Consider the following 26,384-nt stretch of genomic DNA (forward strand, 5'->3'; position numbering starts at 1 on the left):
TACCCCCAAGCGCCGAACGGCTCGAGCGGACGTTATGAGAATTCCATGGAAATGGCGAGAGGGTGGAAATTCCAATGGCGTCCGTTTCGAAACTCTGCCCTGCGGCCCTTGTGGCGTTTCCCGCGAGGCTGTTTTCATCCAGCTGGCTCTCCGGCCGGGTGCAGACGCAGGAAGGCAGATGCGGCGTCTCGCGCGCGCTCACCGACCTCCTCGAACGTCGGCGTGTCGACGAGGCGAAGCAGCAAATTCATCATCAGCTCTCCCCACAGCAGCACCAGGAATTGCCTCGCCAGTTCGGCGGGAGGTCCTTGCAGAAGTCCGTGCGCCTGTGCCTTCGCCAGCAGCGCCGCCAGTTCGTCGCGTGCCGCTGCCCGGCCTATCGAGTCCAGCGCCTGTGCGATTTCCGGTGCCCGTTCGGCCTCGGCGATCGACAGCCGGAAGACGCCGACGACGACCGGGTCGGTGACTTCGCGCAGCAGCCGTTCCCCGAAGGCCGCCAGCGCGTCGGCAAGGCTTTCGCGGTCGCGTGGTTCGGGCATGTCCGCCGCAGAACGCATGCGACCAGCGCGCTCGGCAATGCAGGCGACCAGCATGTCGTGCTTGTTGCCGACCAGGGCGTAGAGCTCACGCTTGGAGACTTTCGCGCGAGTGGCGATTTCCAGCATGCTGGTCTGCGCATAGCCCCGCGCGCTGAAGGCCGCAAACGCGGCGTCCAGGATGCGTGCCCGGGCGGGGGATACCTGCGAGCCTGTCGGCAATGATGAACCCTCGGATACGGTTGTCATCGCTTGTTCCTTGACATTGGTACCAATCGGTACCAAACTTAATACACCATCAATTCCGATCGGCATAGCTCCGACAGGAGGTACGCATGTCTCCCTCGACCATCTTTTCGATTCAGCTCATCCTCGGCTACGTGCCGTGGCTTCTCTTTCTCGGCGCCTATGGCTGGCCCCGGCTGAAGGCGATGGACGCCGTCCAGGCGCAACGCGCCATCGCCACCTTGCACAGCTTTCGCTTCTTCGGGCTCGCCTTCATCCTTCCGGGAGTCGTCGGCCCCGACCTGCCGGCTGGTTTCGCGCCGTCCGCCGCCTACGGCGATTTCGCCACCGGCGTGCTGGCCATGCTGGCGCTGGCAACCGTCGGCATTCGTCCGCTGTTCTGGCTGTTCGTCGTTGCCTTCAACGTCGTCGGAACGGCCGATCTTCTCGTCAACTACTATCACGGCGCCCGGTTCGGGCTTCCCGAACAGGCGGGAGAGTTGGCGGCGACCTACTGGATCCCCATCCTCTACGTCCCCGCACTGATGATCACGCATGTCGTGGCGTTTTATCTGCTGGTGCGTCGTCAGGCCGGGACGTCGCAAACGCTTGCCGAAAGCGCGGCTTCCCTTGCGCTTTCCCCCGCGTCCACCCGCCTTCAGCGCAGGTAGCAGGCGAGCCGGAATTCCGCCCGGTTGCGGCTGCGGCAACCGGGCGGGAGGTCGGGACTCAGTACCCCGCCTTGATCTTCTCGAACTCGGCGATCATCTTCAGCTTCAGGTCGGCCGGCACCGGCGACTGGAACAGCGTCTTGTCGACGAATTTCTGCACGTCGTCATAGCCCTTCTCCTTCAGCACCGCCTGGTCGACGCCGGCCATGCCCTTGGTATTGGCCTGGCCGTAGCCCCAGTCGCCGACCAGCACTTTGGCGACTTCCGGATCGTTGACGGCGTTGAGGTAGTCGTAGGCCTTGTCGATGTTGCCGGGCGCGTCCTTGAACAGCACGTAGCCGCAGACCCAGGTCGACATGCCTTCGTCGGTATCCTTCTTCGCCTTGATCGGCGCGCCGTTGGCGACCGACTGGACGGTGGCGTCGTTCCAGGCCCAGGCAAGATCGATTTCGCCGCCCGACAGCGCCTGCACGATGTCCGTCGTGTCGGTCCAGTAGAGGCGGACGTTCTTGTGCACCTGGCGCAGGAAGTCGGAGGCCTGGCTGAACTGGTCGTCGGTCATCTGCGTCCAGTCCTTCAGGCCGATGGCGAGGCTGGCCAATGCATAGGCGTCGTCGACGTTATCGCCGATCGAGACGCGATCCTTGAACTTGGGATCGGCGAAGGCTTTCAACGACTGCACGTCCTTTTCGTCGATCTTGTCGGAATTGTAGGTGAGCTGGGTATCGCCCCAGTCCCACGGCATGAACCACGCCTTGCCGCTGTCGTCGGTGGCGAGGTTCTTCATCGCCATGATGCCGGGGTTGAGGTCGTTCCAGCCGGTGATCTTCGAAGTGTCGAGCGGTTGCAGCAGGCCTGCCTCGCGCCACTTCACCACGCTCTGCGAACAGGGATGGCCGAGATCGGCCTTGAAGCCGGAGCGCATCTTCTCGAACGCCTCGTCCTCGTCGCCGAAGAAGGCGAAGGTCGGCGAATCGCCGTTCTTCTCGACATATTTCGGATGAAACGAGGGATCTTCGTAGCCGGCCCAATCGAAGATGGTGAGGCCCTGGTCCTCTGCCACGGCAAGCGCCGCCGCCGAAGCCGCAAGCGTGCCGGCCAGCGCCAGCGTCAAGGTCAGCCGCCGGGTCCATGTCTTCATCGTTTCTCCTCCCTTTTTCCCTTTGTGGTTTTCCCCTGTCGGACCTCGCTTACGCCGCTGGCCGCGCATAGTGGCGCGGAAAGGCCAAAGCGAGGAATTCGTTGGCGGCCTGCAAGGCGCTTTCGCGCGTCACGTCCTCCGTGCCCATCATCAGCCTGAGCCACAGGCCCTCCAGCATCGCCGAAAGCGCCAGTGCCGTCCCCTGCGGCTCGAAGGCATAGCCGCCGTCTTCCTTCAGCGTGCGGCAAAGATCGACGATGACGCTCTGGTAGGCGGCATCGCGCGCGCCGCACAGCGCCTGATAGGTCGGCCGCGATTTCGCCTCGCCCCAGAAAGCGCACCAGGCGGCGAGCTTGCGCTTGTTGCAGATCGAGCGCTCGAAATCGGCGGCGACCACGGCGGCGAGCTGGCGGGCGGGATCGTCGCCGGCCTTGTGCAGCGCGGCCCGCCAATGCGCGGCGTATTCGTCGGCCATGAACTGCAACGTGGCGACGAGCAGCTTTTCCTTGCTTTCGAAGTGGAAGTTGACGATGCCGCGCGACAGGCCGGCGCCGTCGGCGACATCGGCCATGGTCGTCTCGGAATAGCCGCGTTTGGCCAGCGAATCGATCGTCGCTTCGATCAGCTGCAGGCGGCGGACTTCCTTCGATTGCTTGCGGCCGCGCTTTTCCGGCTCGCCCTTGCGCAGGGCAGGCTGCGGCTCTTCGGGCTCAGGTGTCTTCATGGGCGGGCTGGTCTCCAACATCGCCGGCTATCCGATCGGCTCCGGCTTCCATCCGCGCAGATGAGTGGGGCGGTGCTCGCCCGAGTCAAGCACTGTCTGCATGGCTTCCCAAGTGCTGATGTTTTTCTCCACATAGGCGGCGCCGACTGCGGCCGCGACGGTGTCGCGGAGTGGCCCTTTCAGCCGCGCCAGCTCGCCGCGCGCGACCTCCCGGTACCAGGGATTGCGATCGCGCGTCTCGACATCGGCGAAGCCCGCCCGGCGCATCGCCGCGGCGTAGCGCGCCGGCGAGGCCATGGCGAAGGACAGGCCTTCCGCCGCGACATAAGCTTTCATCTCCCGCGACGGTTCGCCGTCATGCGCGATCATCCAGTTCGACGCGGCAAAGACGCCGCCTGGTTTCAGGACGCGGAAGATTTCGGCGAAGAGAAAATCCTTGTTCGGCACATGCAGCAGGGCGTCCTTCGAGAACACGACGTCGAATGAAGCATCCGCAAAGGGCAGGGGTCCGGGCGGCGCCTGCACGAAGACGACGCGGCGGGCGAGCCCCCGCGCCTCCGCCCGCCGCCGCGCCGCTTCCACCACCGGCCCTTCCACATCGAAGCCGGTGGCATGGGCAAGTCCGTATTTTTTCGCCAGATGAAGGGTGACGCCGCCGGCGCCGCAGCCGATGTCGAGCAGAGTGCAGCCGGCAAGATCGAGCCCCTCGACGACGCGATCCACTTCTTCCGGTCCGCCGGGCGACAGGTAGCCCTCGCCCCACAGCGCCTCGAGGAAGCGGATGGCGGTATCGTCGTATTCGGGCGCGGCTTCTGCCGTCTCGACCATCGATCCTGTCCCGATGCGCCATGCCTGCGCGTAAAAAGACAATGTCGGGCACGAAGCCTAGCGCAGCGACCGCAGAACGCAACTCATTTGTTGAACATTCATTCAAAATCTCTGGACAGGCCGGGCGGCGCCGTGGCAGGCTCGGGATCGAGCGGAAGCGGACTGCATAGGCATGAAGACATGGGACGCGATCGTCATCGGCGGCGGCCATAACGGGCTTGTCAACGCCTGCTACCTGCAGCGCGCCGGGCTGGATGTGCTGGTGGTGGAGAAAAACGATTGGGTCGGTGGTGCGGCAACCAGCCGCGAGCTGACGCCCGGCTTCCTCTATTCCAACTGCTCCTATGTCTGCTCGCTGTTCCGGCCCGAGATCATGCGCGACCTGGAACTGCCGCGCTTCGGCCTGCAGGTGATCGCCTATGAGGGCGGCGCGGTGCTGACGCGGGATGGCGACTATCTCGGCAACTACCGCGACCACGACGCGCACCGCCGCGAATTCGCCCGTTTTTCGAAGCGTGATGCCGAGGTCTATGACCGCTACGCCCGCGACGTGACGCGGCAGTGCCGCTTCATCCAGCCGCTTCTGATGCGCACGGCGCCCGACCCGGCGAGCTGGAAGCCGCGCGACCTCGGCGAACTTCTCTACCTCGGCAAGAAATTCGCCGACCTCACGCCGGAAGAAATGGCGCTGACGCTGCGCTTCTGGACCATGTCGATCTCGGATTTCCTCGACGAATATTTCGAGACCGACGTCATCAAGGCGAACTTCTCCATCTCCGGCATCATCGGCACCGCGCTCGGGCCGATGTCGCCGGGCACGGCCTATGTGCTGCTGCATCACTATATGGGCGAGGTCGACGGCTCGGTCGGCGCCTGGGGCTATGCGCGCGGCGGCATGGGCGCGGTGACGAAGGCGCTCGCGGCCTCGTTCCAGGCGTCCGGCGGCACGATCCGCACCGGCGCCGAGGTGGAAAAGGTGCTGGTCAAGCGCGGCAAGGCCAAAGGCGTCGTGCTCGCCGGCGGCGACGAGATTTTCGGCAAGCTGGTCGTATCCAATGCCGACGTGAAACGCACTTTCCTGAAGCTGGTGGAAGAGAAGGAACTGCCGGACACCTTCCTGCGGAGGGTGCGGAACTTCAAGATCAGGGGCTCGTCCGGCAAGGTCAACATCGCGCTGGATTCGATGCCGGAGTTCCCGGCGCTGCCGAAGGATTCGCCCTGCCTGCGCGGCGACCTGCATTTCACCGATTCGGTCGAGCGCATGGAGCGCGCCTATGACGACTGGAAGGCCGGACGCTGGTCGGCCGATCCCTTCCTCGACGTGATGATCCCGACCACGCTCGACCCGACGATGGCGGCGCCCGGCAAGCACTTCATGAGTTGCTTCGTGCAATACGCGCCGCCGAAGGTGGAAGGGCGCGACTGGACCGACGCCGACCGCGACGCCTTCGCCGAGACGGTCGTGTCGCAGATCGCCGACTATTCGCCTGGCTTCCGCGACCGCATTGTCCATATGGAAGTGCGCACGCCGCGCGAGATCGAAGCCGAGGTGGGCCTGACCGAAGGCAACATCTTCCAGGGCGAACTGACCTTCGACCAGCTTCTGTTCAACCGCCCGGTGCCGGGTTACGCGCAGTACCGTTCGCCGCTCAGTGGCCTCTATATGTGCGGCTCCTCCACCCATCCCGGCGGCGGCGTCATGGGCGCGCCGGGCCGCAACGCGGCGGCCGAAATCCTGCGCGATCTCGCCCGACCCGATCATCACATGAGCGCTGCCCATGACGTCATTTGATCGCGCCAAATGGGATGTCGTCGTCATCGGCGGCGGCCACAACGGCCTCGTCTGCGCAGCCCTGTTGGCGAAGAGCGGCCGCAGGGTGCTGGTGCTGGAAGCGGATGCCGAGGTGGGTGGGTCGGCACGGACGGAAGAATTCTTTCCCGGCTTCCGCGCCTCGACCGCGCATCTCCTGAACCGGCTGCATTCGGAAGTGGTGCGCGCGCTGGATCTGAAGCGGCACGGGCTGGAACTGTCGCGCAGGCCCCCCACCCCTAACCCCTCCCCTCAAGGGGGAGGGGGACTCGGGGGCGCAGCCACGACAAGCCTGATGGAAGCGGCACGGCCGGAATCCCTCTCTCCCTTGAGGGGAGGCGTTAGGAGTGGGGGTATTTCCGGTTCAACCTTCGCGCCTTCTGTCGCCTTGTCAAAAAACGGTAACCCCCTCACCCTGCACGGCGCCTATGGCGAGGCGCTGGCCGGCGCCACCCCGGCCGAACAATCCGCCTGGAAAGACCTCCGCGCTCAGCTTCTGCGCTACGCCGCCATCCTGAAACCGTTCCTGTCGCGACGCCCGCCGCAGCTTGGCGGCGGCTCGTTCGGCGATATGGCGGCACTCGGGCAGGCGGCGTTAGCGGTGAAGAGGCTCGGCCGCGAAGACATGCGCGACTTCCTGCGCGTGCTTCTGATGAACGTCTACGACCTGCTCGACGAGCAACTGACCGACGACCGGCTGAAGGGCCTGCTTGCCTTCGACGCGGTGCTGGGATCGCATCTCGGCCCGCGCTCGCCGACCTCCTTGCTTGGCCTCTATTATCGCCTGACTGGCGAGAGCGGCGGCGCGCCGGGCGCGCAGATCGTGCCGAAGGGCGGCCTGGGCGCCGTCGTTGCCGCCATCCGCACCGCAGCCGAGCATGCCGGCGTGGCGATCCGCACTGGCGCCCCCGTCGCGAAGATCGTCGTGGAGAAGGGCCGTGCTGTCGGTGTCGCGCTGGCGAACGGCGAAGAGATTCGCGCCGGCACGGTCGTCTCGGCCATCAACCCAGCGACCACCTTCCTTGCCCTGGTCGGCGCGCCGCTGCTCGACACGGGCTTTGTGCGCAAGGTGAAGGCGATCCGCATGAAGGGCGATGTCGCCAAGCTCAATCTGGCGCTCGACGGCGTGCCGGGTTTCGCCGGCGTGGAAGCGGCGGATTTGCGCGGGCGGCTGGTCATCGCGCCATCGGCCGACCACGTCGAGAGCGCCTTCAACCCGGCGAAGTACGGCGAGTTCTCGCCGGAGCCGGTGATGGAGATCGTATTGCCGTCGCTCACCGATCCGTCACTGGCGCCGACTGGCAGCTGCGTTCTTTCGGCGAACGTGCAGTACGCGCCCTATGCGCTGAAAGAGGGATGGGAGACCGGAAAGCCTAAGCTGCTTGCCGCCGTCATGGCGCAACTGGAAGCCCATGCGCCGGATATCGGGAAGCTGGTGCGCCATGCGGAACTGCTGACGCCGGCCGACATCGAGGCGCGCTATCGCATGCCCGGCGGACATTGGCATCACGGCGAATTGCAGGCCGACCAGATGCTGTTCTCGCGCCCCGTCTCCGGCTGGTCGGGTTACGACACGCCGGTCGAGGGCCTGTTCCTCGCCGGTGCCGGCTCGCATCCGGGTGGCGGCATTTCCGGCGCGCCGGGCCTGAACGCGGCGCGGCGTATCCTGGCGGAACGGAGGAAGGCATGATGACCGTCGCCACCACGATGGCCGCCGACGATTCCCGCCGTGCCGCCCAGTCCCACTTCCGCACGCTCAGGCTCGGCACACCGTTCCAGCCGCGTCTCGACGCGCTGGCGAAGACCGGCGACTGGTACAACTGGGCCGGCTACCGGGCACCGCATTCGCTGTGGGGCGAGGAACTGGAGTATTTCGCCATCCGTAGCCAGTGCGCCCTTTTCGACATCTCGCCGATGACGAAATATCGCATCGAGGGGTCGGACGCGGAGGCCTTCTGCAACAAGGTGACGCTGCGCGACGTGACGAAGCTGAAGCCCGGCCGCGTCCACTATACCGCCTGGTGCGACGACGAGGGTTTTGTGCTGGACGACGGCACCTTGTTTCGCCTGTCCGCCACGCGCTTCCGGCTTTGCTCTCAGGAACGGCATCTGCCCTGGCTGCTGGATTCCGCCATCGGCTTCGACGTGGCGGTGGAAGAAGAAACCGAGTCGATCGCAGGGCTGGCTTTGCAGGGGCCGACGGCCTTCGCCTGCCTGCGCGCGGCCGGCTTCGCCGGCGTGGAAAAGCTCAAGGTATTTGATCTCGCCGAATTTCCGCATGAGAACGGAACGGTGACGATCTCGCGCACCGGCTTCACCGGCGACCTCGGCTACGAACTCTTTATCGGGCGCGATCTGGCGCTTTCGCTGTGGGACCGGTTGATGGAGGCGGGAGAACTGCACGGCATCCGCGCCATCGGCTACACCGCGCTCAACCGGGCGCGATTGGAGGCGGGGTTGATCGTCGCCAATGCCGATTTCGTCACCGCCGAGCACGCCATCCGCTCGAACCGCACCCGCATGCCGGACGAGATCGGGCTTGGCTTCATGATCGATCCCGCCAAGGCCCATTTCAACGGTCGCCGCGCGATTCTCGAAGCGCGGGCGAGGAAGAAACTCCGGCATGTGCTGGTCGGGCTGGAGATCGACGGCAACGTGCCGGCCGAGCATGCCATCGTCTACCACCGCAAGAACCGCGAGGTCGGACTGGTGAGCGCGGCCATGTGGTCGCCGATGGCCAAGCGCAACATCGCGATTGCCTCGCTCGATCTGCCCTATGGCGATTCGGTGACCGACGACCTGTGGGTCGAGATCTATGCCATGTGCGAACTGAAATACGAGCGGCTGATGAAGAGGGCGAAGGTGGTGCCGCGTCCCTTCATCAAGCTGGACCGTCGCACGGCCAGCCCGCCGGCGGATTTCTGACCATGGCGGAAGAGCCGGATGCGGAAGCCGCCGAGAACTGGGCGCTGGTCAACACGCCACTTGGCGAGCCGTGGTCCGGCCGGGCGCGCTATGCGGCGGCGATGGTCTTCTACAAGCGCGGCGAGATGAATGCCGAGACGCTGGAGGTTTATCGCATCTGCTCGCGGTTGGACGCGGAAGACCCGCTGCCGATCATCCGCGATCGCGGCGTCGGCCGCGACTGGCTGAAGCGGATGGGATTTACCGGGTAGACGTCGCCTATGCCGGATCGACGCCGCCCATGCGGCAGACTTCGCGCCATTCTTCCGGCGTCACCGGCTGCACCGAAAGTCGGCCGAGGCGCACCAGCGCCATGTCCTGGAGTTTCGGATTGGCCTTGATGTCGGCCAGCGTTGGCGGGTTCGGCACGTCGCGCACGGCGCGGATGTCGACGCATTCCCAGCGCGGATCGTCGGTCGTGGTGTCGTGATGGGCCAGCGCGCACACCTCGGCGATGCCGACGATGTTCAGCCCTTCATTGGAATGGTAGAAGAAACCAAGGTCGCCGATCTGCATCGCCTTCATGTTGTTGCGGGCGGCATAGTTGCGCACGCCGTCCCACTGCGTTCCCTTGGCGCCGAGCTTCTTCAGCGCATCGAAGGAGAACTTGAACGGCTCGGACTTGAACAGCCAGTAGTTCATGCGAATAGCGTCCCCTCAGGCATCGGCCGGCTTGTTGAACACCCAGGTCCACGGCAGGACCTCGACGCTGTCGAATAGGCCGGCCCTGGCGTAGGGATCGCTTGCGGCCACCGCTTCCGCTTCGGCCTGACCCGCCGCCTCGATCATCACCAGACTGCCGATCGACTTGCCCTCGGCATCGAGGAACGGCCCGGCGAAGGCGAGCTTCCTGTCGGCGATCAGGCCGTTGATGAACTCGACGTGCTTCGGCCGCGTCTCCATGCGCACGTTGAGCGCGCCGGGCTTGTCCTTGCAGATCAGTGCGAACAGCATTCCTTGCTCCTAGTCCTCTGTCTTGAGCGGCCGGCTCATCAGCGCGGCGACGGCGTCGTTGATGCTGACGGCGCCGTCCAGGATGGCGGCGACGGCGGCGATGATCGGTGCATCGATGGCCTGCTCGGCCGTGATGCGGGCGGCGATCGCGGCGGTCGGCACGCCCTCGGCCAGCGGCCGGCCGGTCAGCGCCTCGCCGCGTCCCAGCGCCAGCCCGTAGGCGAAGTTGCGCGACTGGACCGAGGAACAGGTCAAAAGCAGGTCGCCGAGGCCCGACAGGCCCATCAGCGTTTCCGGCCGGGCGCCGAAGGTGGCGCCGATGCGGCGCAGCTCGGCGAAGCCGCGCGTCACCATGGCGGCCTGCGCGCTGGCGCCGAGTTCGGCGCCGGTGACGGCGCCGGCGGCGATGGCGAAGACGTTCTTCAGCGCCCCGCCGATCTCGACGCCGGTGACGTCGTCGCTGGAATAGCAGCGCAGGTTAAGCGCCGAGAAGCGCTGCGCCAAATCGACGGCCAGGTCCTCCTGCCCGGCGGCGACGACGACGGCGGTGGGCAGACCGCGTGCCACGTCGGTGGCGAAGCTCGGGCCGGACAGGACGGCCACCGGATTGCCGGGCAATATCTCGGTGACGATGGAGGAGAGCAGCGCGCCGGTCTCGCGCTCGATGCCCTTGGCGCACAGAACCAGTGGCACGCCCGCCGGCATATGCGGCTTCGCCTTGCCCAGCACGCCGCGCAGCGACTGCGCCGGCACCACCGCGAGCACGCAGTCGGCGGCGGCCAGGGCGGTCGCGATGTCCACCGTCGCGGCGATGCCGTGTTCGATCGGGATGCCGGGCAGATAGCGTGGGTTTTCGCCGCGGCTTATCGCCTCGACGGTTTCGCCATCGCGCGCCCACAGGCTGACGGCATGACCGGCGCGCAGCATGGCGAGCGCCAGCGCGGTGCCCCAGGCACCGCCGCCCAGCACGGCAACGCGAAAACCGTCACTCATGCCTTGGCTCCTCGCCTGCCGGAGCCGACGACTGGCGTCGAGACGCCGTCCAGCGGCCAGCGCGAGCGCGGCACGAAGGCGAAAGAATTTTCCGTGTCGGCAAGGCCGGCGCTGAGCCGCTCGATGCCGGCCCAGGCGATCATCGCGGCATTGTCGGTGCACAGTTTCAGCGGCGGCGCGACGAAGCGGAAGCCGGCGTCGCGGCACAGTGCCTCCAGTGCCACCTTGATCGTGCGGTTGGCGGCGACGCCGCCGGCAACGACCAGAGCCGGCGCCTTCATGTCCGGAAACTCGGCCCGAAAGCGCTCCAGCGCGCGGCGTACCCGATCCTGAAGCGCATCGGCGACGGCGGCCTGGAAGGAAGCGCAGATGTCGGCCACGTCCTTCTCCGTCAGCGGCGCGATGGCACTGGCGGCCTGCCGCACGGCGGTCTTCAGGCCGGAAAAGGAGAAATCCGGTTGCGTCGCGCCCTTCATCGGGCGTGGGAAAGCGAAGCGGGCGGCGTCGCCCTTCTCGGCCGCTTTCTCGACGTTGGGGCCGCCCGGATAGGGCAGGCCGAGCATCTTGGCGGTCTTGTCGAAAGCTTCGCCCAGCGCATCGTCGATGGTCGTCGCCCAGCGCTGGTAGTCACCGACGCCGGCGACGCGCACGATCTGGGTGTGACCGCCCGAAACGAGCAGCAGCAGGTAGGGGAATTCCAGTCCGTCGGTCAGCCGCGCCGTCAGCGCGTGGCCTTCCAGGTGGTTGATCGCCAGCAACGGCTTGCCGGCGGCGGCGGCGATGGCCTTGGCTGTCATCAAGCCGACGATCAGGCCGCCGACAAGGCCAGGGCCGGCGGTGGCGGCGACGGCATCGATTTCGGACAGGTCCGTGCCGGCATCGGCAAGGGCGGCTTCGACGATGCCGTCCAGCGCCTCGACATGGGCGCGCGCGGCGATCTCCGGCACGACCCCGCCGAACGCCGCATGCTCGGCGATCTGCGACAGCACGGTGTTGGACAGAATTTTCGGCGAGCGGATTTCGGACGCGCCGCTATCGAACGCGACGACGGAGGCCGCCGTCTCGTCGCAACTCGTCTCGATGCCCAGAACGCGGATCAATTCGTCGCTACCCTCGATGATTGCCCGGCAAGGCAATCCCCGATAGGACAGGCCGAGCATCCCGGGGGTTACCATGGACCGCGAGCCATGCAAACTGTCTTGAAGATCGGAACGCGCGGCAGCCTGCTGGCGCTGGCGCAGGCGCACGAGACGCGGGCGCGGCTGATGGCGGCGCACGGCCTCGCCGAAGACGCGTTCGAGATCGTGCCGATCACCACCAGCGGCGACCGCATCCAGGACCGCGCGCTGGCGGAGGCCGGTGGCAAGGGCCTGTTCACCAAGGAAATCGAGGAGGCGCTGCTTGCCGGCCGCATCGACATCGCCGTGCATTCCTCCAAGGACATGCCGACGGTGTTGCCGGACGGGCTGGAGCTTTCCACCTTCCTGCCGCGCGAGGACGCCCGCGACGTCTTCATCGGCAAGGCGGCGGCGCGCATCGCCGACCTGCCCGCCGGCGCGAAGGTCGGTTCGTCGTCGCTTCGCCGCCAGGCGCTGATCCGTCGCATGCGGCCGGACCTCGACGTGGTGCTGTTTCGCGGCAACGTGCAGACACGCCTGCGCAAGCTGGAGGAGGGGGTGGCGGACGGAACGATCCTGGCGCTCGCCGGCCTGAAGCGGCTCGGGCTGGCGCATATCGCCACCGACGTCATGGCGCTCGACGCCTTTCCGCCGGCGCCCGGGCAGGGCGCCATCGGCATCGAAAGCCGTATCGGCGACACGCGGACGATCGATCTGCTGGCGGCCATCCATGACGTGCCGACCGGGCAGGCTTTGGCCTGCGAACGGGCCTTTCTCGCCGCGCTCGACGGTTCCTGCCGCACGCCGATCGCCGGCTATGCGACGGTGACGGACGGCGCACTGGCGTTTTCCGGCCTGATCGCCATGCCGGACGGCAGCGAAGAACACGCCGTCGCCGCGGCCGGGCCGGCGCAGGATGCCGCCGCCATCGGTGCTGCGGCCGCAGCCGAGGTGCGGGCCAAGGCCGGTCCCGCCTTCTTTGAAAGGCTGAACCTGACATGCGCCGGGTCCTGGTGACGCGGCCCGAACCGGGCGCGACGCGTACCGCAGGACGGCTCAGGCAACTGGGGTTCGAACCGCTCGTCCTGCCGCTTTCGGCGACGAAGCCGCTTGCCGTGGACGACGCGGCGGTGCCGGACGATGCGGCGGCGGTCGCCGTCACCAGTGCCAATGCGCTGCGTCATGCGCCGCACCGCCTGATTGGCAGGCTGACGGCGCTTGCCTGCCATGCGGTGGGCGAGCGGACGGCGGCGGCCGCGCAGGCCGCCGGCTTTCATGCCGTGGAAGCCGGGCCGGGCGACGCTGCAGGGCTAGCCGAGGCGATCGCGCCGCAGCTTGTCGGCAAACGCCTTGTCTATCTTTGCGGGCGCGAGCGGTTTCCCCTGTTCGAAGACCGTCTGGCGGAGGCCGGCGTGCGGATCACGGCGATCGAAACCTACGATACGGTCGCGGTCGAGCCCCCGGACGCTACGGTCCTTTCCCTGCTTGGCGGGCGGGCGGCCGATGCCGTCCTGCTCTATTCCGTCAAGGCGGCAGAAGCGGCGGCGAGGCTCGTGCGCCATACCGCCCTGATACCGGCTCTGGAGAATGCCGCCGTGTTTTGCCTGTCGGCCCGCATCGACGCCGCGTTCCGGGTTGCCGGCGACGGCAAGGGCGCGAGGCATGTCGCGGCGACGCCCGACGAGGAGGCGTTGATGGCCCTGTTGCGGGCGAAAGGATAGGGCAGGTCATCACGCCGCCCCTTTTCACCGCTTGGTGGTGTGCTATTGCCTTTGACAAGCCATCCCTGCCGCCTGGCGGCCGAGACGAAAGCGGAGCCCGAGCATGGTCAAGACGCCGAAAACGCGCCATTCCAAGCAGCATCGCCAGCCGGTGACCATCGAGCTGGAGCCGGGTGAAGTCTCGCGCGTCGACGACGGCGACGAGGACACGGCCGATGCTCAGGCGCCTGACAACGTGCCGGAACAGGAAACGCCGCGCGCCGAATCAGCCGATTTCGAGCCTTGGGAGCATAAGGAGACGGCCTCGCCCGAGGCAGACCGGACGGCCGCGCCGGACGAGCCCGCGTCACGCTATGCCTCCGACTACGGTTTCGCCGAGCGGCCGACGAAAGAGACGACCGAGGAACTGGCGAGCAACGGCGCGGAGGGGGGCACCGGCGACAGGCCCGACGGCCGGGCCGGGCCGTCTTCGCCGCGCGACGGTGCGCTCGGCCGTGTCGGCGCGGGCGTGATCGGCGGCCTCATCGCGCTTCTTGGCGCCGGGGCGTTGCAATATGCGGGCCTGCTCGGCGCGCCGGGCGGCAATGCCGGCGGCGATCTCGGCGGCCAGATCGCGGCGCTGAAGGGGGAACTCGCCGCCCTGAAGAACAGCGGGGGCAATGGCACCGGCACCCGCATCGACGGCCTGTCGGCCGCGCTCGACCAGGTGAAGGCCGACGTCGTGACGCTGAAAGCGGCGTTGGATTCGGGCCAGGGCGGCGACAACGCCGATCTTGCCGCGCTGTCCGACAAGGTGGCCGGCCTCGAGAAGGCGGTGGCGGGGCTCGGGCAGGGCGGCGAGGCCCAGCCGGTGGACCTCGGTCCCGTCAACGAGAAGCTGGGCGAACTGGAAGCCCAGCTCAAATCGGCCGGCGATGCGGCCGGCGAACAGCAATCGAAGCTTGCCATGCTCGAACAATCTCTCTCGCAGCTGTCGGCCAAGGTCGAGGCGCAGGCCTCGCAGCCCAGGATCGCGCTCGCCATCGCCGCCGCCGCGCTGAAGTCGGCGCTCGACCGCGGGGCGCCGTTCGCGGCCGAACTCGACACTTTCGCCGCCATCGCGCCCGATGCGCCCGAGATCGCCGCCTTGCGCGCCTATGCCGACAAGGGCGTGCCGACCCGCGCGGCGATCGCCGGCGAGGTGGACACAGCCGCCAATGCCATGGTCGCGGCCGCAAAGCCCGTCGATCCGAATGCCGGCATCTTCCAGCGGCTCATGTCCAGCGCCGAATCACTGGTCGAGGTGCGCCCCATCGGCGCCGTGGAAGGCAAGGGGGTGCCGGAAACGGTGGCGCGGCTGGAGGTGGCGGTGAACCAGGGCGACTATGCCAAGGCACTGGCCGAATACGACACGCTGCCCGAAGCTGCCAAGGCCGCCGGCGCCGGTTTCGCGGGCAAGCTCAAGGCGCGGCTCGATGTCGAAGCGCAGCTCGACGCGCTGATCTCCGGCGCGATGAAGGCGTAGAATATGATCCGCATCCTGTTCTTCCTCATCGTCGTCTTCGCTCTGGGGCTGGGCTTCTCCTGGCTGGCCGACCGGCCGGGCCAGATGGTCGTGACCTTCGCCGGCTACCAGTATCAGGTCAGCCTGATGGTCGCCGCCGTGGCGGTGGTCGCCGTGGTGGCGGCGGCGATGATCCTGTGGTGGCTGCTGAAGTCGCTGTGGAACAGCCCCTATACGATCACGCGCTACTTCCGCGTGCGGCGGCGCGATCGCGGCTACCAGGCGCTGTCGACCGGCATGATCGCCGCCGGCGCGGGCGACGCCGCGCTGGCGCGCAAGAAGACGAAGGAAGCGGCCAAGCTGATCCGCTCCGACCAGGAGCCGCTGATCCACCTGCTCGACGCACAGGCCTCGCTGCTGGAAGGCGACCACGACGGCGCGCGCAAAAAATTCGAGGCGATGCTAGACGATCCGGAGATGCAGCTGCTCGGCCTGCGCGGGCTTTACCTCGAAGCCGAACGGCTGGGCGATCGCAATGCCGCGCGCCATTATGCCGGGCGCGCCGCACAAGCCGCGCCGCAGCTTGGCTGGGCATCCGATTCGACCGTCGAGGAACTTGCCCAGCGTGGCGACTGGGACGCCGCGCTGAAGATCGTCGAGGCGCAGAAGTCGACCCGGCAGATCGAGCCCGCCGTCGCCAACCGGCGCCGTGCGGTGCTGTTGACGGCCAAGGCCGAGGCGCTGTTCGACGCCGACTTCAATGCGGCTAAGGCGGCAGCGCTGGAGGCCAACCGGCTGGCGCCCGACTTCGCGCCGACGGCGGTGATCGCGGCCCGGGCGCTGTTCCGGAACAACGACGTGCGCAAGGGCTCGAAGGTGCTGGAAGCGGCCTGGCGGGCCGAGCCGCATCCCGAGGTCGCCGAGCTTTACATCCATGCCCGGCCCGGCGATGCGGTCAACGACCGGCTGGCGCGTGCGCGCAAGCTTCAGGAGATGAAGAAGAACAACGCCGAATCCTCGCTTGCCGTGGCGCGCGCGGCACTCGACGCGCAGGATTTCGCCACTGCCCGGCACGAGGCCGAGGCGGCCATCCGCATGGACCGGCGCGAGGGCGCCTATCTGCTGCTTGCCGACATCGAGGAAGCCGAGACGGGCGACCAGGGCAAGGTGCGACAGCTTCTCGGCAAGGCCGTCAGGGCGCCGCGCGATCCCGCCTGGGTCGCCGACGGGGTGGTTTCGGAGCGCTGGGCGCCGGTATCGCCGGTCACCGGGCGCCTCGACGCGTTCGAATGGCGCGCGCCGGCGGAACGTCTCGGCCGTCTCATCGAGGCCGGGGACGGCGAAGACGCTGCGAAGCCGGTGCTGGCGCCGCCATCCAAGGCGAGCGGCGGGGATGGGCCGATCGACGGCCATGCGGCCGAGATCGTCGTCGAAAAGCAGGCGGAAACCTCGCCCGGATCGGCAGGCGAGGCGGCTGCGGCGGCCGTCGCGGTCGCGCCGGATGCTCCCGCCGACAGGCGCGACGATCAGGCGCGCGCGCCCGACGATCCGGGGGTGGAGCCCGAGGAGGAAGCGGAAAAGGCGCCGCGCCGGTTCCGTTTATTTTGATTTTCCTGCAACCATCGCGCTAACTACACTTCATCTCGCTCTCCTTTCGGCCTGAACGGGAACGATCCATGTTCGAACGCGTGCTGTCTTTTCTGAAGGATTTGCCCGGAGGCGGCGCCGGGCCGCGTGCGGACGACGACGCCCGCATCGCTGCCGCCGCCCTGCTCTTTCACGTCATGGACGCCGACGGCATCCGCCAGGATACCGAATGGGAGCGCTTCAAGCAGATTCTGGCCGAGACCTATGCGGTGGGCGGCGAAGACCTCGACCGTCTGGCCCGCGCCGGCGAAAAGGCCGACAACGAGGCCGTCGATCTCTATACCTTCACCAGCGTGCTCAAGCGCCATCTCGACGCCGATGGCCGCAGGGCGTTCGTCACGCTGCTGTGGGAGATGGTCTATGCCGACGGCGAGTTGCATGAATTGGAGGACAATGTCGTGTGGCGGGTCGCCGAACTGATCGGCGTCGAGCGGCGCGACCGCATCGCGGCGCGGCAGGAGGTCGCCGCGAGGATGCCGGTCGCCAGAGGCGCATCCAGCGACGAATAGATTTTCAGACAATTCCACGATCATGCCGCCCTCAAGCCGACCGAAAATCCTCATCGTCCTGCATCAGGAAAATTCCAGCCCCGGCCGCGTCGGGCAGATGCTGGTGGAAGGCGGCTTCGACCTCGACATCCGCCGCCCGCCGCTCGGCGACGCGTTGCCCGAGACGCTCGACGGCCATGCCGGCGCCGTCGTCTTCGGCGGCCCGATGAGCGCCAACGACGGCGACGAGTTCGTCAAGCGCGAGACGGACTGGCTGGCGGTGCCGCTGAAGGAGAACCGCCCGTTTCTCGGAATCTGCCTCGGCGCGCAGATGCTGGCCAACCATCTCGGCAGCAAGGTCGAGGGCCACGGCGAGGGACTGGTCGAGATCGGCTGGTATCCTATCAAGGCGACGGAGGCGGGCCGGGCGCTCATGCCGTGGCCCGAAATGGTCTACCAGTTCCATCGCGAAGGCTTTTCCCTGCCGAAGGACGCGACGCTGCTCGCCACCGCCGAGACCTATCCGAACCAGGCATTCCGCTATCGCGACAATGCCTGGGGCATCCAGTTCCACGCCGAGCTGACGCGCCTGATGATGCATCGCTGGGTGGTGCGCGGTGCCCATCGCTTCACCCTGCCCGGCGCGCAGCCCGGCCGCGACCATCTCGGCGGCCGGCTGATCTGGGACATGCACCTGAAACGCTGGCTGGGCGAGCTGCTGACGACGGTGTTCGGGAAGGTGAGGGAATAGGGGAATAGGGGAATAGGGGAATAGGGGGATCTTCACATACTGCCTTATTGCCCTACTCCCCTATTCCCTTAACTTGCCTTACTCTCTCCCGTCCAGCCGCCGCACCCTGCGCAGATGCGGGAACAGCACCGCCCACAGGCCGGCGACCGCGACCGCGCCGACGCCGCCGATGACCACCGCCGGCACGGTGCCGATGAGGGCGGCCAGCGTGCCGGCGCGGAATTCGCCGACCTCGTTGGAGGCGCCGACGAAGACCTGGTTGACGGCGTTGACACGGCCGCGCACCTCGTCCGGCGTCCACAGCTGGATCAGCGTCTCGCGCACATAGACGCTGATCATGTCGGCCGCGCCCATCAGCGCAAGGGCGACGATCGACAGCCATGGAATTGCCGAGACGCCGAAGACGACGGTCAGCGCGCCCCACAGCATGACGGCGATGAGCATCAGGACGCCGGCATGGTTGCGGATCGGGTGTCCGGCCAGCCACACCGCCACGAAGACGGCGCCGAGCCCCGGCGCCGAGCGCAGCAGGCCGAGCCCCCATGGGCCGAGGACGAGAATGTCGCGGGCATAGACCGGCAGAAGTGCGGTGGCGCCGGACAGGAGAACGGCGAACAGGTCGAGCGAGATGGCGCCGAGCACGACCTTCTCGCCCCAGATATAGCGGAAGCCGGCGAACAGCGTCTCCAGTTCGGGGCTTTCGGTGTGGTTGCGCTGGGCGGGCTTGGCAATGGCGAAGATGAGCAGCGTTGCCGCGAGCATGAGGACGGCGGCGCTGCCGTAGGCAACCCTATCCGACAGGCCGTAGAGCAGACCGCCGGCGACCGGGCCGACGATGTTGGCCGTCTGCCAGGCGGAAGAGTTCCAGGCGACTGCGTTGGCAAAGTCTTGCGGCGGGACGAGATTGGCGACCAGCGAGGACGACGCCGGCCCGTAGAAGGCGCGCGCGATGCCGAATACCGCGAGCACGGCAAAGATCGGCAGCGGGCTCGTCAGCTCGCCGCTCGACACCAGGGCCAGCAGGACAAGCGCGCAGCCCATCTCCAATGCCGAAGCTATACCCATGACGAGGCGGCGGCCGAAGCGGTCGGAAACCGCGCCCGTCACCAGAACCAGCAGAAGCGATGGCAGGAATTGAATGATGCCGACGATGCCGAGATCGAAGGGGTCGCGGGTCAGGTCGTAGATCTGCCAGCCGACCGCGACCGAGACGATCTGCGCGGCGAAGGTGGTGAGGAAGCGCGCCGCCCAGTAGGCGCGGAAGGGCCGGTGGCTGAAGGCGGCGAACCGGGCGGCGGATGTCGTCTCGGTATCTGGCGTCATGAAAAGCGAAAGGCCCCGTTGCGTCCGATGATGGCCGGCGGGGCACTTCCGCAGCGGGCGCTGGTCCGACCAGAACCGCCTTTAGCGCAGTTCAGGCCGCCTTGCGCGCAAAAAATGCAGAATGGGATCGCTATCCTCGGCTGGCCTCCTCGAAGCCGGTCAGCACGCCAACGGCGTTGACGCCGATCTCGTCCACCGCGTAGCCGCCTTCCATGACGAACAGCGTCGGCAGGCCGAGTTTCGCGATGCGACAGCCGATCGCCGGATAATCGGCGCACTTGAGCTTGAACTGGCTGATCGGATCCTTCTCGAAAGTGTCGACGCCGAGCGACACCACCACCACGTCCGGCGCATAGGCCGCGAGCTTGCCGCAGGCGTCGTCTAGTGCGGCGCTCCATGTCTCGAACGTCGTGCCGAACGGCATCGGATAGTTGAGGTTGAAGCCTTCGCCCGCGCCTTCGCCCTTTTCGTCGGCGTGGCCGAGGAAGAAGGGATATTCGACCATCGGGTCGGCGTGCAGGTTGAGCACCTGCACGTCGCCGCGCGCATAGAAGATCTGCTGGGTGCCGTTGCCGTGGTGGTAGTCGACATCGAGGATGGAGACGCGCGCAGCACCCTGGTCGCGATACCATTGCGCGACGACGGCGGCGTTGTTGATGTAGCAGTAGCCGCCCATGAAGGCGTCGCCGGCGTGATGGCCCGGCGGGCGGCAGAGCGCGAAGGCGGTGCGCTCGCCGTTCTTGACCAGCGCCGCGGCCGTCAGCGCCACCTCGTAGGAGGATTTTATCGCATCCCACGTGCCTTTCACGAAGGGCGCGCCGGCATCGAAGGAATAGAAGCCGAGCAGCGCGTCGATGGTCTCGGGCCGCACGTCGCCGCGCAGGCCGCGCGTCGGCCAGGTGAAGGGAATGGCTGAGCCGGACCGGCCCGATTCCTCCCAGGCCGGATAGATCGTCGGCAGGAAGTCGATGTAGTCGGCACGGTGCACGCGCCTGGCGGCGGCGAGGTCGTGCGGCTCGGGCGCCAGGATCGGCCCCAGCTTCTCGCTTTCGACGCGGGCACGGATGATCTCGGCACGCGATGGCTTTTCGAAGCCGGGCATCAGTTCCCCGGAATTCAGTTCCATGGTGCCGGCATGCCCGGCGTGGAGCGGCGAATAGACGGTCTTCATGAAATCCTTCCGTGCGTTTTACCGGAGCCTAGCCGCAGGGCGGTGCCGTGGGCAAGCCGCTGGGCCAAGCGCAGGAGGCTTGCTGGACCCGCTTTGGCTCGTCTAGCCTCATCCCGGTCTCCACCAGCGAAGGAAACAGCCATGAGCGGAAGCCCGGACCTGATCGTCGTCAACGGCCGGGTGCTGACCATGGACGAGGACCATCCGGCCGCCGAAGCGATTGCCGTCCGCGACGGACGGATCGTGGCGGTCGGCGACAGCAAGGCGATCGCGGCGCTCAAGGGGCCGGCGACGCGGGTCATCGACGCGCAGGGCGGCTCGGTCGTTCCGGGTTTCATCGAAGCGCACATGCACCTTTTCTCGGGCGCGGCGGAACTCGCCCATCTCCAGCTCGCCGGCCTGCATGGCTTCGACGCCCTGCGCGACGCCATCCGCGCCTATGCCGCCGAGCGACCGGACGCTCCGATGCTGGTCGGGCAGGGCGTCGACTACAGCGTGCTCGGCGCCGAGCGGATAACGCGCCACCATCTCGATGCTATCCTGCCGGATCGGCCATTCTGCATGGCCGCTCCCGACCATCATACCGTGTGGGCCAACACGAAGGCCCTGGAAGCGGCCGGCATCCTGCACGGCCGCACGCTCGGGCCGGGAAACGAGATCGTCATCGGCGATGACGGATTGGCCAATGGCGAGCTGCGCGAGGGCGAGGCGTTCGGGCCGGTGCTGGCGCTGGCCGGCGAGGAGCGCGTGCGGCTCGGCCTTTCGACCGGCGGCGAGCCGGACCCGGCGCCGTCGGCGGCGGAACGGGCCGCCGACCGCGACATCATGCGGCGCGGTCTGGCGTGGTGCGCCAGGCACGGCATCACCTCCATCCAGAACATGGACGGCAATCTCTACCAGCTCGAGCTGCTGGCCGCGATCGAGGCCGAGGAGGGGCTGCCCTGCCGCGTCAGAATCCCGTTCCATTTCAAGAACTTCATGGACCTGGCGATGCTGGACAAGGCGTCCAAGATGGCCGAGCGGTATCGCTCGGAATGGCTGGCCTCGGGCATGGTCAAGGTGTTTTTCGACGGTGTGCTGGATTCCTGGACGGCGGTGATGCTGGAACCCTATGCGGACCGGCCGGACTGGTTAGGCGAGCCGCTATTCTCGCCCGAACGCTTCAAGGAGCTTGCCGTCGCGATCGACAGGCGCGGCCTGCAGATCGCCGTGCATTCGATTGGCGACGGCGCGGTGCGCGCGGTGCTCGACGGCTACGAGGCGGCGCGCAAGGCCAACGGCGCGCGCGACAGCCGCCACCGGGTCGAGCACATCGAGGTGATTTCCGCCGCCGACGTGCCGCGTTTTTCCGAACTTGGAGCCATCGCCTCCATGCAGCCGCCGCACCCGCCGGGCGCGATGGGCTTTCCGCTGGAGCCGACCGTCTCGCGCATCGGCCGGGCGCGCTGGCCGCTCTCCTACGCGTGGCGCACGCTGAAGGATGCCGGCGCGCATGTCGTCTTCGCTTCCGACTGGCCGGTCTCGCCGATCGATCCGATCCGCGGCATGCAGGCGGCGATGCTACGCAAGCGGTGGGCCGAAAGCGATCCCGACCAGAGTTTCTCGCTGATGGAGGCACTTGCCGCCTATACGGTCGAAGGGGCCTATGCCGAGTTCGCAGAGACCGCCAAGGGACGGCTGAAACCCGGCTTCATGGCCGACCTCGTCGTCCTGTCCGCCGACATCGAGGCGATAGCGCCGCAGAATCTGCACGACGTGCGGCCGCTCGTGACGATCTGTGGCGGCAAGGTGACTTACGAAGGATGAACCCTTTTGAGGCGGCGCCGCCGCTTCAGGAAGTGAGCGCGCTCCGCTCGATCAGGAAGCGGTGGCCGCCGTCCTGGGCTGTCGTCTCGACCAGCCGGTGGCCTGCCTCGGCGCAGAAGGCGGGAATGTCGATGACGGCGAGCGGGTCGGTCGTCTCCAGCTGGAGGAGGCTGCCCGGCGCCATGGCGGCCAGCTTCTTGCGGGCCTTCAGCACGGGCAGGGGACAGTTCAGCCCCCGAAGATCATAACGAGCGGGCGGCGCCAAGGCGGCAGCACTAGATCGCCGTGCATCCTAGCGGATGCAGGGTGGCGATCTGTCCTTTTGTTTGAGCATCGGATTTTCCCGAAAACCGGTTCCCACTTTTCGATCCGATGCACTAGCCGCCGAACAGGCCGAGCAGGCGCTTCCTGACCTTGGAAACCATGTTGCCGTCGCTCGACGCCGTCTGGGTGACGGGCTCCTGAGGCGCTGCCTGCTCCGGCGGCACGACGGCGATGGCGTTCGCCTTGCCGGCCTTCTTCGCCGCCTTTTCCTCGGCGATGCGCTGCTTCTCGGCTTCCTTCGCGGCCTTGGCGGCGGCGACCGCCTGAGCCTTTTCCTCAGCGGCCTTTTTTGCGGCGGCCTTCTCGGCGTCGAGCGCCGCCATCTTGCGGCCGAGCGGCGAATCGATGCGGCCCATGCGTGTCGTCGTCTCGACCACGGTGCCGTCGGACTTCAGCGAGGGCGGGTCCATCGTGACGCGCTCGCCGCGTGCGCGGCGCTTCGACCAGTCGGCCACAAGTGCCGCTTCCTTGGTGCCGAGAATCGTCGGCTTGGGCGCGGGATTGGAGCTGTTCAAGGCGCTGGCGAAGGCGGCGTCGTATTTGCTCTGGTACTGTGAATAGGCGACCTTGAGCGCATCGGGCTGCGCGGAAGCCGGACAGGCGCCGCTCGGGTTGAAGGTCGTGCCTTCCGGCGCCACCTGGTTGAAGACGTAGCGCTTCTCGCACACGTCCACCTTCGGCGGCACCTTGGTGATCTCGAAATTGTCGTAGCCGACCTTCAGCATCTTCCAGAACTCGTAGTTCGGGTCGTTGCGGTAGCGCGCCATGTTGGCGGCGGTCATGCGGAAGGGGAAGGCCTGGATCTGGAATTCGGTCTGGCCGCCCTGGAAGGCGTCGCGGCCGAAGGCGTAGATTTCCTCGATCTGCGGGTCGTTCATCGAGTAGCAGCCGGACGACGAGCAGGCGCCGTGCACCATCAGGTTGGAGCCGGTGCGGCCGTTGGCGCGGTCATAGGCGTTGGGATAGCCGATGTTGAAGGCGAGGTGATAACCGGAGCGCGGGTTCATCTGCGAGGGACGGACCGTGTAGAAGCCTTCCGGCGCCTGGCGGTCCCCTTCGGTGAATTTCGGCCCCAGCTTGCCCGACCATTTGCAGATCGGATAGCTGGCGATGATGTCGTAGCGGCCGTTGGTCTTCTGCTTCCAGATCTCGACGGTGTTCTCTTCCTTGAAGATACGCGCCATGATCGGCGCGTTCTTGTTCATGCCCTTGGCCCGCATCTCGGCGATAATCTTGGCCGGGAGCTGCTTGTTGGCATGCTGCGGGGCAAAGTCCTGCACGGACGATTCGGTGCAGCCGGCTACGCCGAGGGCGGCGATCACGAGTGCGGAACGGGCGAGCTTGGCGAACATCGGTCTGCTGATCGTCTTCTTCATCTAAGGCAACGGGCCGGGTTTCCGGTTCCGTCGGATATCAACGGAACCCTAGGCTCGTTAACCTTGAAATTTCCTTACCGCAGGTCCGGCGTCCCCGCTCCTGCGGTCACCCCATAGTGCCGAAAGCGACGGCAATTTTGTGGCATCGCCACGCATTGCGGCCACAATTTCGCACGCGAGGCGCGAAAACGTTAGAGAGTGCGGCCCATCGCCAGGTACTTCTCGCGGCGCTGCTCGCGGAAATCGGCATTGGAGCCGGCGAATTCCTTCAGCGTGCGCGCGACGAGGTCACCCGTCGCCTTGATCACCGTGTCCGGGGCGCGGTGGGCGCCACCCATCGGTTCGGGCACGATGGCGTCGATCACCTTCAGCTCAAGCAGGTCCTGCGCGGTGATACGCATGTTGTTGGCGGCATCCTTCGAGCGGGTCGAATCGCGCCACAGGATGGAGGCCGCCGCTTCCGGCGAGGCGACGCAGTACATGGCGTGTTCGAGCATGTAGACCCGGTTGGCGGTGGCGATCGCAATGGCGCCGCCGGAGCCACCTTCGCCGATCACCACCGAGACGGACGGCACCTTGATGGTCAGACAGGCGGAGATGGAGCGGGCAATGGCCTCGGCCTGGCCGCGCTCCTCCGCCTCGACGCCGGGATAGGCGCCGGCGGTGTCGACCAGGGTGACGAGGGGAATGCCGAAGCGGTCGGCCAGTTCCATGATACGTACGGCCTTGCGGTAACCGTCGGGCATGGCCATGCCGAAATTGTGCTTGAGCCGGCTCGCCGTGTCGGAGCCCTTCTCCTGGCCGATCACGGCGACGGGCTCGCCGCGGAAGCGGGCGAAGCCGCCGACGATCGCCTGGTCCTCGCCGAAGGTACGGTCGCCCGCCAGCGGGGCGAAGTCGGTGAACAGGCCCTTGACGTAGTCGAGGCAGTGCGGCCGGTCTGGATGGCGCGCCACCTGCACCTTCTGCCACGGCGTCAGCGCCCTGTAGACGTCGCGCAGCGCGTCGCGGGAGCGCTTCTCCAGGCGAGCGATCTCGTCGGCGACATCGACGGCCTCGCCGCTTTCGGCAAGCTTCTTCAGCTCGATGATCTTGCCTTCAAGGTCGGCGACGGGTTTTTCGAAGTCGAGGTAATTGTACATTGGCAAACGGACCGGTGCGCGCGAAGGACGGCGGGACAATGGCTGCGGAAAGCTGAAAAAGCCGTTTCCGAGGGCCTCACATAGCGGGCGCAGGCCTAGTCGGCAAGCGGATGGTGCTCGGTGACCAGCTTCACCAGCCGTTCCTCCAGCACATGGGTGTAGATCTGCGTGGTCGAGATATCGGCATGGCCGAGAAGCTGCTGCACGGCGCGCAGGTCGGCGCCGTTCTGCAAAAGATGGCTGGCGAAGGCGTGGCGCAGGACATGCGGCGACAGGTTGGCTGAAGCGATGCCGGTGCGCGCCGCCAGCCCCTTCAGGTCGCGCGCGAAGACCTGGCGGGCGAGATGGCCGCTGTCGGAGGCGGCCGGGAAAAGGAACGGACTTTCGGCGAAGGCGGGCACCGCTGCCCTGGCTGCAAGCCAGGCCCGCATGGCGGCGCGCGCCTTGGCCGACAGCGGCACCATGCGCTCCTTGTTCCCCTTGCCGCGCACCATGAAGAAGCGGTCGTCGCGCTGCGCCACCGTCACCGGCAGGCCGACCAGTTCGGAAACGCGCAGGCCGGTGGCGTAGAGCACCTCGACCAGCGCATGCAGGCGCAGAGCCGCCAGCCGGTCGGCCTGCTCCGGGTCGGCGGCCTCCCGTGCCGCGCGGTCGAGCAGGCGGCCGGTCTCGGCCTCGCTCATGACCTTGGGCAGCGGCCTGCCCTTCTTCGGGCTGTCCAGCGTGCCGGTCGGGTCGTCGCCGCGCAGGCCCTCGGCATAGAGGAACTTGAAGAACTGGCGCAGTGCCGACAGTTTGCGTGCCTGCGAGGTCGGCGCGAAGCCGCGCGCGGCCATGCCGTCGAGATAGGTGCGGATGGCATCGGAGGAGGCGTCGGCGAGGTTTCCGGCGATTGTTTCGGCTGCGTCCTCGAGGTCGCGGCGATAGCCGGCCAGCGTATTCTCGGCCGCGCCACGCTCGGCGCTCATCATCTCCAGGAAGGCCTCGATGCGGGCGGCGCTCTTCATTGAGACTGTTTCGGGGCGAGCTTTTCCGGCGGGATGCGCACGGAAAGCTCCGCCTGCTTCGGGTTGACGAACATCACCAGCGCGAACATGGCGCCATAGGCGATGCCGGCCAGCACGGCCACGGTGACAACAAAGCGGAACAGGGTGGGCATCGCGTTTCGTTTGTCCGCCTTGCTGGTGC

27 protein-coding genes are annotated in these 26,384 nt (G+C 67.1%); 12 read left to right on the forward strand and 15 right to left on the reverse strand.

Going from position 1 to position 26,384, the window contains the following annotated elements; all coding sequences use genetic code 11:
- Positions 1-134 precede the first annotated feature (134 nt).
- On the reverse strand, positions 135-851 hold the full coding sequence (locus E6C48_RS10990; RefSeq protein WP_230978726.1) for a TetR/AcrR family transcriptional regulator: 717 nt from the start codon (positions 849-851) through the stop codon (positions 135-137).
- A gap of 20 nt (positions 852-871) precedes the next feature.
- Between E6C48_RS10990 and E6C48_RS10995 the strand changes: the two genes are divergently transcribed.
- Positions 872-1,432 (forward strand): hypothetical protein, encoded by a 561-nt coding sequence (locus tag E6C48_RS10995; RefSeq protein WP_136357060.1) that lies wholly within the window; start codon positions 872-874, stop codon positions 1,430-1,432.
- 58 nt (positions 1,433-1,490) lie between these two features.
- On the opposite strand, the gene E6C48_RS11000 is transcribed toward E6C48_RS10995, so the two are convergent.
- The 3 genes from E6C48_RS11000 to E6C48_RS11010 are packed head-to-tail and all read right to left on the reverse strand — an operon-like array spanning position 1,491 to position 4,125.
- Positions 1,491-2,573, reverse strand: a complete 1,083-nt coding sequence (locus E6C48_RS11000) for an ABC transporter substrate-binding protein (protein ID WP_136357062.1) — start codon at positions 2,571-2,573, stop codon at positions 1,491-1,493.
- A gap of 49 nt (positions 2,574-2,622) precedes the next feature.
- Positions 2,623-3,318, reverse strand: a complete 696-nt coding sequence (gene betI / locus E6C48_RS11005) for a transcriptional regulator BetI (protein ID WP_136357064.1) — start codon at positions 3,316-3,318, stop codon at positions 2,623-2,625.
- 6 nt (positions 3,319-3,324) lie between these two features.
- The gene (locus tag E6C48_RS11010) at positions 3,325-4,125 is read right to left on the reverse strand and encodes a class I SAM-dependent methyltransferase (protein WP_136357066.1); all 801 of its coding nucleotides are present in this window, start codon (positions 4,123-4,125) and stop codon (positions 3,325-3,327) included.
- A 172-nt stretch (positions 4,126-4,297) separates the two neighbouring features.
- Between E6C48_RS11010 and E6C48_RS11015 the strand changes: the two genes are divergently transcribed.
- From E6C48_RS11015 to E6C48_RS11030, 4 genes are read left to right on the forward strand one after another with little or no spacing between them, the layout of a single operon-like run.
- The gene (locus E6C48_RS11015; RefSeq protein ID WP_136357068.1) at positions 4,298-5,917 is read left to right on the forward strand and encodes a phytoene desaturase family protein; all 1,620 of its coding nucleotides are present in this window, start codon (positions 4,298-4,300) and stop codon (positions 5,915-5,917) included.
- A complete protein-coding gene (locus E6C48_RS11020) occupies positions 5,904-7,625 on the forward strand; it encodes a phytoene desaturase family protein (protein ID WP_136357070.1) in 1,722 nt (573 codons plus the stop codon). The genes E6C48_RS11015 and E6C48_RS11020 overlap by 14 nt, the downstream gene beginning before the upstream one ends.
- The gene (locus tag E6C48_RS11025; protein WP_136357072.1) at positions 7,622-8,860 is read left to right on the forward strand and encodes an aminomethyltransferase family protein; all 1,239 of its coding nucleotides are present in this window, start codon (positions 7,622-7,624) and stop codon (positions 8,858-8,860) included. The genes E6C48_RS11020 and E6C48_RS11025 overlap by 4 nt, the downstream gene beginning before the upstream one ends.
- Before the next feature lie 2 nt (positions 8,861-8,862).
- Positions 8,863-9,111 (forward strand): hypothetical protein, encoded by a 249-nt coding sequence (locus E6C48_RS11030; RefSeq protein ID WP_136357074.1) that lies wholly within the window; start codon positions 8,863-8,865, stop codon positions 9,109-9,111.
- Between the two features lie 7 nt (positions 9,112-9,118).
- Here the strand turns inward: E6C48_RS11030 and E6C48_RS11035 are convergent, their stop codons facing one another.
- The 4 genes from E6C48_RS11035 to tsaD are packed head-to-tail and all read right to left on the reverse strand — an operon-like array spanning position 9,119 to position 11,943.
- Positions 9,119-9,541, reverse strand: a complete 423-nt coding sequence (locus tag E6C48_RS11035; RefSeq protein ID WP_136357076.1) for an EVE domain-containing protein — start codon at positions 9,539-9,541, stop codon at positions 9,119-9,121.
- Between the two features lie 15 nt (positions 9,542-9,556).
- On the reverse strand, positions 9,557-9,853 hold the full coding sequence (locus E6C48_RS11040) for a YciI-like protein (RefSeq protein WP_136357078.1): 297 nt from the start codon (positions 9,851-9,853) through the stop codon (positions 9,557-9,559).
- A 9-nt stretch (positions 9,854-9,862) separates the two neighbouring features.
- On the reverse strand, positions 9,863-10,846 hold the full coding sequence (locus tag E6C48_RS11045) for an NAD(P)H-dependent glycerol-3-phosphate dehydrogenase (RefSeq protein ID WP_136357080.1): 984 nt from the start codon (positions 10,844-10,846) through the stop codon (positions 9,863-9,865).
- The gene (gene tsaD / locus E6C48_RS11050; RefSeq protein ID WP_206086476.1) at positions 10,843-11,943 is read right to left on the reverse strand and encodes a tRNA (adenosine(37)-N6)-threonylcarbamoyltransferase complex transferase subunit TsaD; all 1,101 of its coding nucleotides are present in this window, start codon (positions 11,941-11,943) and stop codon (positions 10,843-10,845) included. Before tsaD ends, E6C48_RS11045 begins: the two co-directional genes overlap by 4 nt.
- Before the next feature lie 90 nt (positions 11,944-12,033).
- On the opposite strand from tsaD, the gene hemC reads away from it, so the two are divergent.
- From hemC to E6C48_RS11080, 6 genes are all read left to right on the forward strand, one after another.
- The gene (gene hemC, locus E6C48_RS11055) at positions 12,034-12,981 is read left to right on the forward strand and encodes a hydroxymethylbilane synthase (RefSeq protein ID WP_136357082.1); all 948 of its coding nucleotides are present in this window, start codon (positions 12,034-12,036) and stop codon (positions 12,979-12,981) included.
- Entirely contained in the window at positions 12,963-13,685 is a 723-nt protein-coding gene (locus E6C48_RS11060) for a uroporphyrinogen-III synthase (protein WP_136357084.1), read from the forward strand. The genes hemC and E6C48_RS11060 overlap by 19 nt, the downstream gene beginning before the upstream one ends.
- A gap of 103 nt (positions 13,686-13,788) precedes the next feature.
- Positions 13,789-15,189, forward strand: a complete 1,401-nt coding sequence (locus E6C48_RS11065; protein WP_136357086.1) for a COG4223 family protein — start codon at positions 13,789-13,791, stop codon at positions 15,187-15,189.
- A gap of 3 nt (positions 15,190-15,192) precedes the next feature.
- Positions 15,193-16,776 (forward strand): heme biosynthesis protein HemY, encoded by a 1,584-nt coding sequence (locus E6C48_RS11070; RefSeq protein WP_136357088.1) that lies wholly within the window; start codon positions 15,193-15,195, stop codon positions 16,774-16,776.
- 68 nt (positions 16,777-16,844) lie between these two features.
- Positions 16,845-17,324: a tellurite resistance TerB family protein gene (locus E6C48_RS11075; RefSeq protein WP_136357091.1), complete on the forward strand. Its 480-nt coding sequence runs from the start codon at positions 16,845-16,847 to the stop codon at positions 17,322-17,324.
- A gap of 22 nt (positions 17,325-17,346) precedes the next feature.
- A complete protein-coding gene (locus tag E6C48_RS11080; protein WP_136357093.1) occupies positions 17,347-18,054 on the forward strand; it encodes a glutamine amidotransferase in 708 nt (235 codons plus the stop codon).
- A gap of 78 nt (positions 18,055-18,132) precedes the next feature.
- Here E6C48_RS11080 and E6C48_RS11085 read toward each other — a convergent pair whose 3' ends face one another.
- Positions 18,133-19,377, reverse strand: a complete 1,245-nt coding sequence (locus E6C48_RS11085) for an MFS transporter (RefSeq protein ID WP_136357096.1) — start codon at positions 19,375-19,377, stop codon at positions 18,133-18,135.
- 130 nt (positions 19,378-19,507) lie between these two features.
- Positions 19,508-20,548 (reverse strand): histone deacetylase family protein, encoded by a 1,041-nt coding sequence (locus tag E6C48_RS11090; protein WP_136357098.1) that lies wholly within the window; start codon positions 20,546-20,548, stop codon positions 19,508-19,510.
- Between the two features lie 141 nt (positions 20,549-20,689).
- Here E6C48_RS11090 and E6C48_RS11095 point away from each other — a divergent pair, with 141 nt between their 5' ends.
- Positions 20,690-22,354 (forward strand): amidohydrolase, encoded by a 1,665-nt coding sequence (locus E6C48_RS11095; RefSeq protein WP_136357100.1) that lies wholly within the window; start codon positions 20,690-20,692, stop codon positions 22,352-22,354.
- 25 nt (positions 22,355-22,379) lie between these two features.
- Here E6C48_RS11095 and E6C48_RS11100 read toward each other — a convergent pair whose 3' ends face one another.
- The 5 genes from E6C48_RS11100 to E6C48_RS11120 all read right to left on the reverse strand — a co-directional run bounded on the left by E6C48_RS11100 (position 22,380) and on the right by E6C48_RS11120 (position 26,355).
- On the reverse strand, positions 22,380-22,619 hold the full coding sequence (locus E6C48_RS11100; protein ID WP_136357102.1) for a sulfurtransferase TusA family protein: 240 nt from the start codon (positions 22,617-22,619) through the stop codon (positions 22,380-22,382).
- A gap of 112 nt (positions 22,620-22,731) precedes the next feature.
- Complete coding sequence (locus E6C48_RS11105) at positions 22,732-24,030, reverse strand: L,D-transpeptidase family protein (RefSeq protein WP_136357226.1); 1,299 nt, start codon at positions 24,028-24,030, stop codon at positions 22,732-22,734.
- A gap of 215 nt (positions 24,031-24,245) precedes the next feature.
- The gene (locus E6C48_RS11110) at positions 24,246-25,196 is read right to left on the reverse strand and encodes an acetyl-CoA carboxylase carboxyltransferase subunit alpha (RefSeq protein ID WP_136357104.1); all 951 of its coding nucleotides are present in this window, start codon (positions 25,194-25,196) and stop codon (positions 24,246-24,248) included.
- A 95-nt stretch (positions 25,197-25,291) separates the two neighbouring features.
- On the reverse strand, positions 25,292-26,203 hold the full coding sequence (locus E6C48_RS11115) for a site-specific tyrosine recombinase XerD (RefSeq protein ID WP_136357106.1): 912 nt from the start codon (positions 26,201-26,203) through the stop codon (positions 25,292-25,294).
- A complete protein-coding gene (locus tag E6C48_RS11120) occupies positions 26,200-26,355 on the reverse strand; it encodes a histidine kinase (protein ID WP_136357228.1) in 156 nt (51 codons plus the stop codon). The genes E6C48_RS11115 and E6C48_RS11120 overlap by 4 nt, the downstream gene beginning before the upstream one ends.
- Between the last annotated feature and the right edge of the window lie 29 nt (positions 26,356-26,384).

Origin of the sequence: Ollibium composti (assembly GCF_004801285.1) — a bacterium.
Lineage (GTDB): Bacteria > Pseudomonadota > Alphaproteobacteria > Rhizobiales > Rhizobiaceae > Mesorhizobium > Mesorhizobium composti.

What these genes read in the sequence shown, in the direction of transcription:
- E6C48_RS11045 (WP_136357080.1), bottom strand. Translation starts at nt 10,846, where the DNA reads ATGAGTGACGGTTTTCGCGTTGCCGTGCTGGGCGGCGGTGCCTGGGGC.
- hemC (WP_136357082.1), top strand. Translation starts at nt 12,034, where the DNA reads ATGCAAACTGTCTTGAAGATCGGAACGCGCGGCAGCCTGCTGGCGCTG.
- E6C48_RS11085 (WP_136357096.1), bottom strand. Translation starts at nt 19,377, where the DNA reads ATGACGCCAGATACCGAGACGACATCCGCCGCCCGGTTCGCCGCCTTC.
- E6C48_RS11095 (WP_136357100.1), top strand. Translation starts at nt 20,690, where the DNA reads ATGAGCGGAAGCCCGGACCTGATCGTCGTCAACGGCCGGGTGCTGACC.
- betI (WP_136357064.1), bottom strand. Translation starts at nt 3,318, where the DNA reads ATGTTGGAGACCAGCCCGCCCATGAAGACACCTGAGCCCGAAGAGCCG.
- E6C48_RS11120 (WP_136357228.1), bottom strand. Translation starts at nt 26,355, where the DNA reads ATGCCCACCCTGTTCCGCTTTGTTGTCACCGTGGCCGTGCTGGCCGGC.
- E6C48_RS11010 (WP_136357066.1), bottom strand. Translation starts at nt 4,125, where the DNA reads ATGGTCGAGACGGCAGAAGCCGCGCCCGAATACGACGATACCGCCATC.
- E6C48_RS11025 (WP_136357072.1), top strand. Translation starts at nt 7,622, where the DNA reads ATGATGACCGTCGCCACCACGATGGCCGCCGACGATTCCCGCCGTGCC.
- E6C48_RS11090 (WP_136357098.1), bottom strand. Translation starts at nt 20,548, where the DNA reads ATGAAGACCGTCTATTCGCCGCTCCACGCCGGGCATGCCGGCACCATG.
- E6C48_RS11020 (WP_136357070.1), top strand. Translation starts at nt 5,904, where the DNA reads ATGACGTCATTTGATCGCGCCAAATGGGATGTCGTCGTCATCGGCGGC.
- E6C48_RS11035 (WP_136357076.1), bottom strand. Translation starts at nt 9,541, where the DNA reads ATGAACTACTGGCTGTTCAAGTCCGAGCCGTTCAAGTTCTCCTTCGAT.
- E6C48_RS11105 (WP_136357226.1), bottom strand. Translation starts at nt 24,030, where the DNA reads ATGTTCGCCAAGCTCGCCCGTTCCGCACTCGTGATCGCCGCCCTCGGC.
- E6C48_RS11080 (WP_136357093.1), top strand. Translation starts at nt 17,347, where the DNA reads ATGCCGCCCTCAAGCCGACCGAAAATCCTCATCGTCCTGCATCAGGAA.
- E6C48_RS11110 (WP_136357104.1), bottom strand. Translation starts at nt 25,196, where the DNA reads ATGTACAATTACCTCGACTTCGAAAAACCCGTCGCCGACCTTGAAGGC.
- E6C48_RS11075 (WP_136357091.1), top strand. Translation starts at nt 16,845, where the DNA reads ATGTTCGAACGCGTGCTGTCTTTTCTGAAGGATTTGCCCGGAGGCGGC.
- E6C48_RS11000 (WP_136357062.1), bottom strand. Translation starts at nt 2,573, where the DNA reads ATGAAGACATGGACCCGGCGGCTGACCTTGACGCTGGCGCTGGCCGGC.
- E6C48_RS11060 (WP_136357084.1), top strand. Translation starts at nt 12,963, where the DNA reads ATGCGCCGGGTCCTGGTGACGCGGCCCGAACCGGGCGCGACGCGTACC.
- E6C48_RS11065 (WP_136357086.1), top strand. Translation starts at nt 13,789, where the DNA reads ATGGTCAAGACGCCGAAAACGCGCCATTCCAAGCAGCATCGCCAGCCG.
- E6C48_RS11030 (WP_136357074.1), top strand. Translation starts at nt 8,863, where the DNA reads ATGGCGGAAGAGCCGGATGCGGAAGCCGCCGAGAACTGGGCGCTGGTC.
- E6C48_RS11115 (WP_136357106.1), bottom strand. Translation starts at nt 26,203, where the DNA reads ATGAAGAGCGCCGCCCGCATCGAGGCCTTCCTGGAGATGATGAGCGCC.
- E6C48_RS10990 (WP_230978726.1), bottom strand. Translation starts at nt 851, where the DNA reads ATGCCGATCGGAATTGATGGTGTATTAAGTTTGGTACCGATTGGTACC.
- E6C48_RS10995 (WP_136357060.1), top strand. Translation starts at nt 872, where the DNA reads ATGTCTCCCTCGACCATCTTTTCGATTCAGCTCATCCTCGGCTACGTG.
- E6C48_RS11015 (WP_136357068.1), top strand. Translation starts at nt 4,298, where the DNA reads ATGAAGACATGGGACGCGATCGTCATCGGCGGCGGCCATAACGGGCTT.
- E6C48_RS11070 (WP_136357088.1), top strand. Translation starts at nt 15,193, where the DNA reads ATGATCCGCATCCTGTTCTTCCTCATCGTCGTCTTCGCTCTGGGGCTG.
- E6C48_RS11040 (WP_136357078.1), bottom strand. Translation starts at nt 9,853, where the DNA reads ATGCTGTTCGCACTGATCTGCAAGGACAAGCCCGGCGCGCTCAACGTG.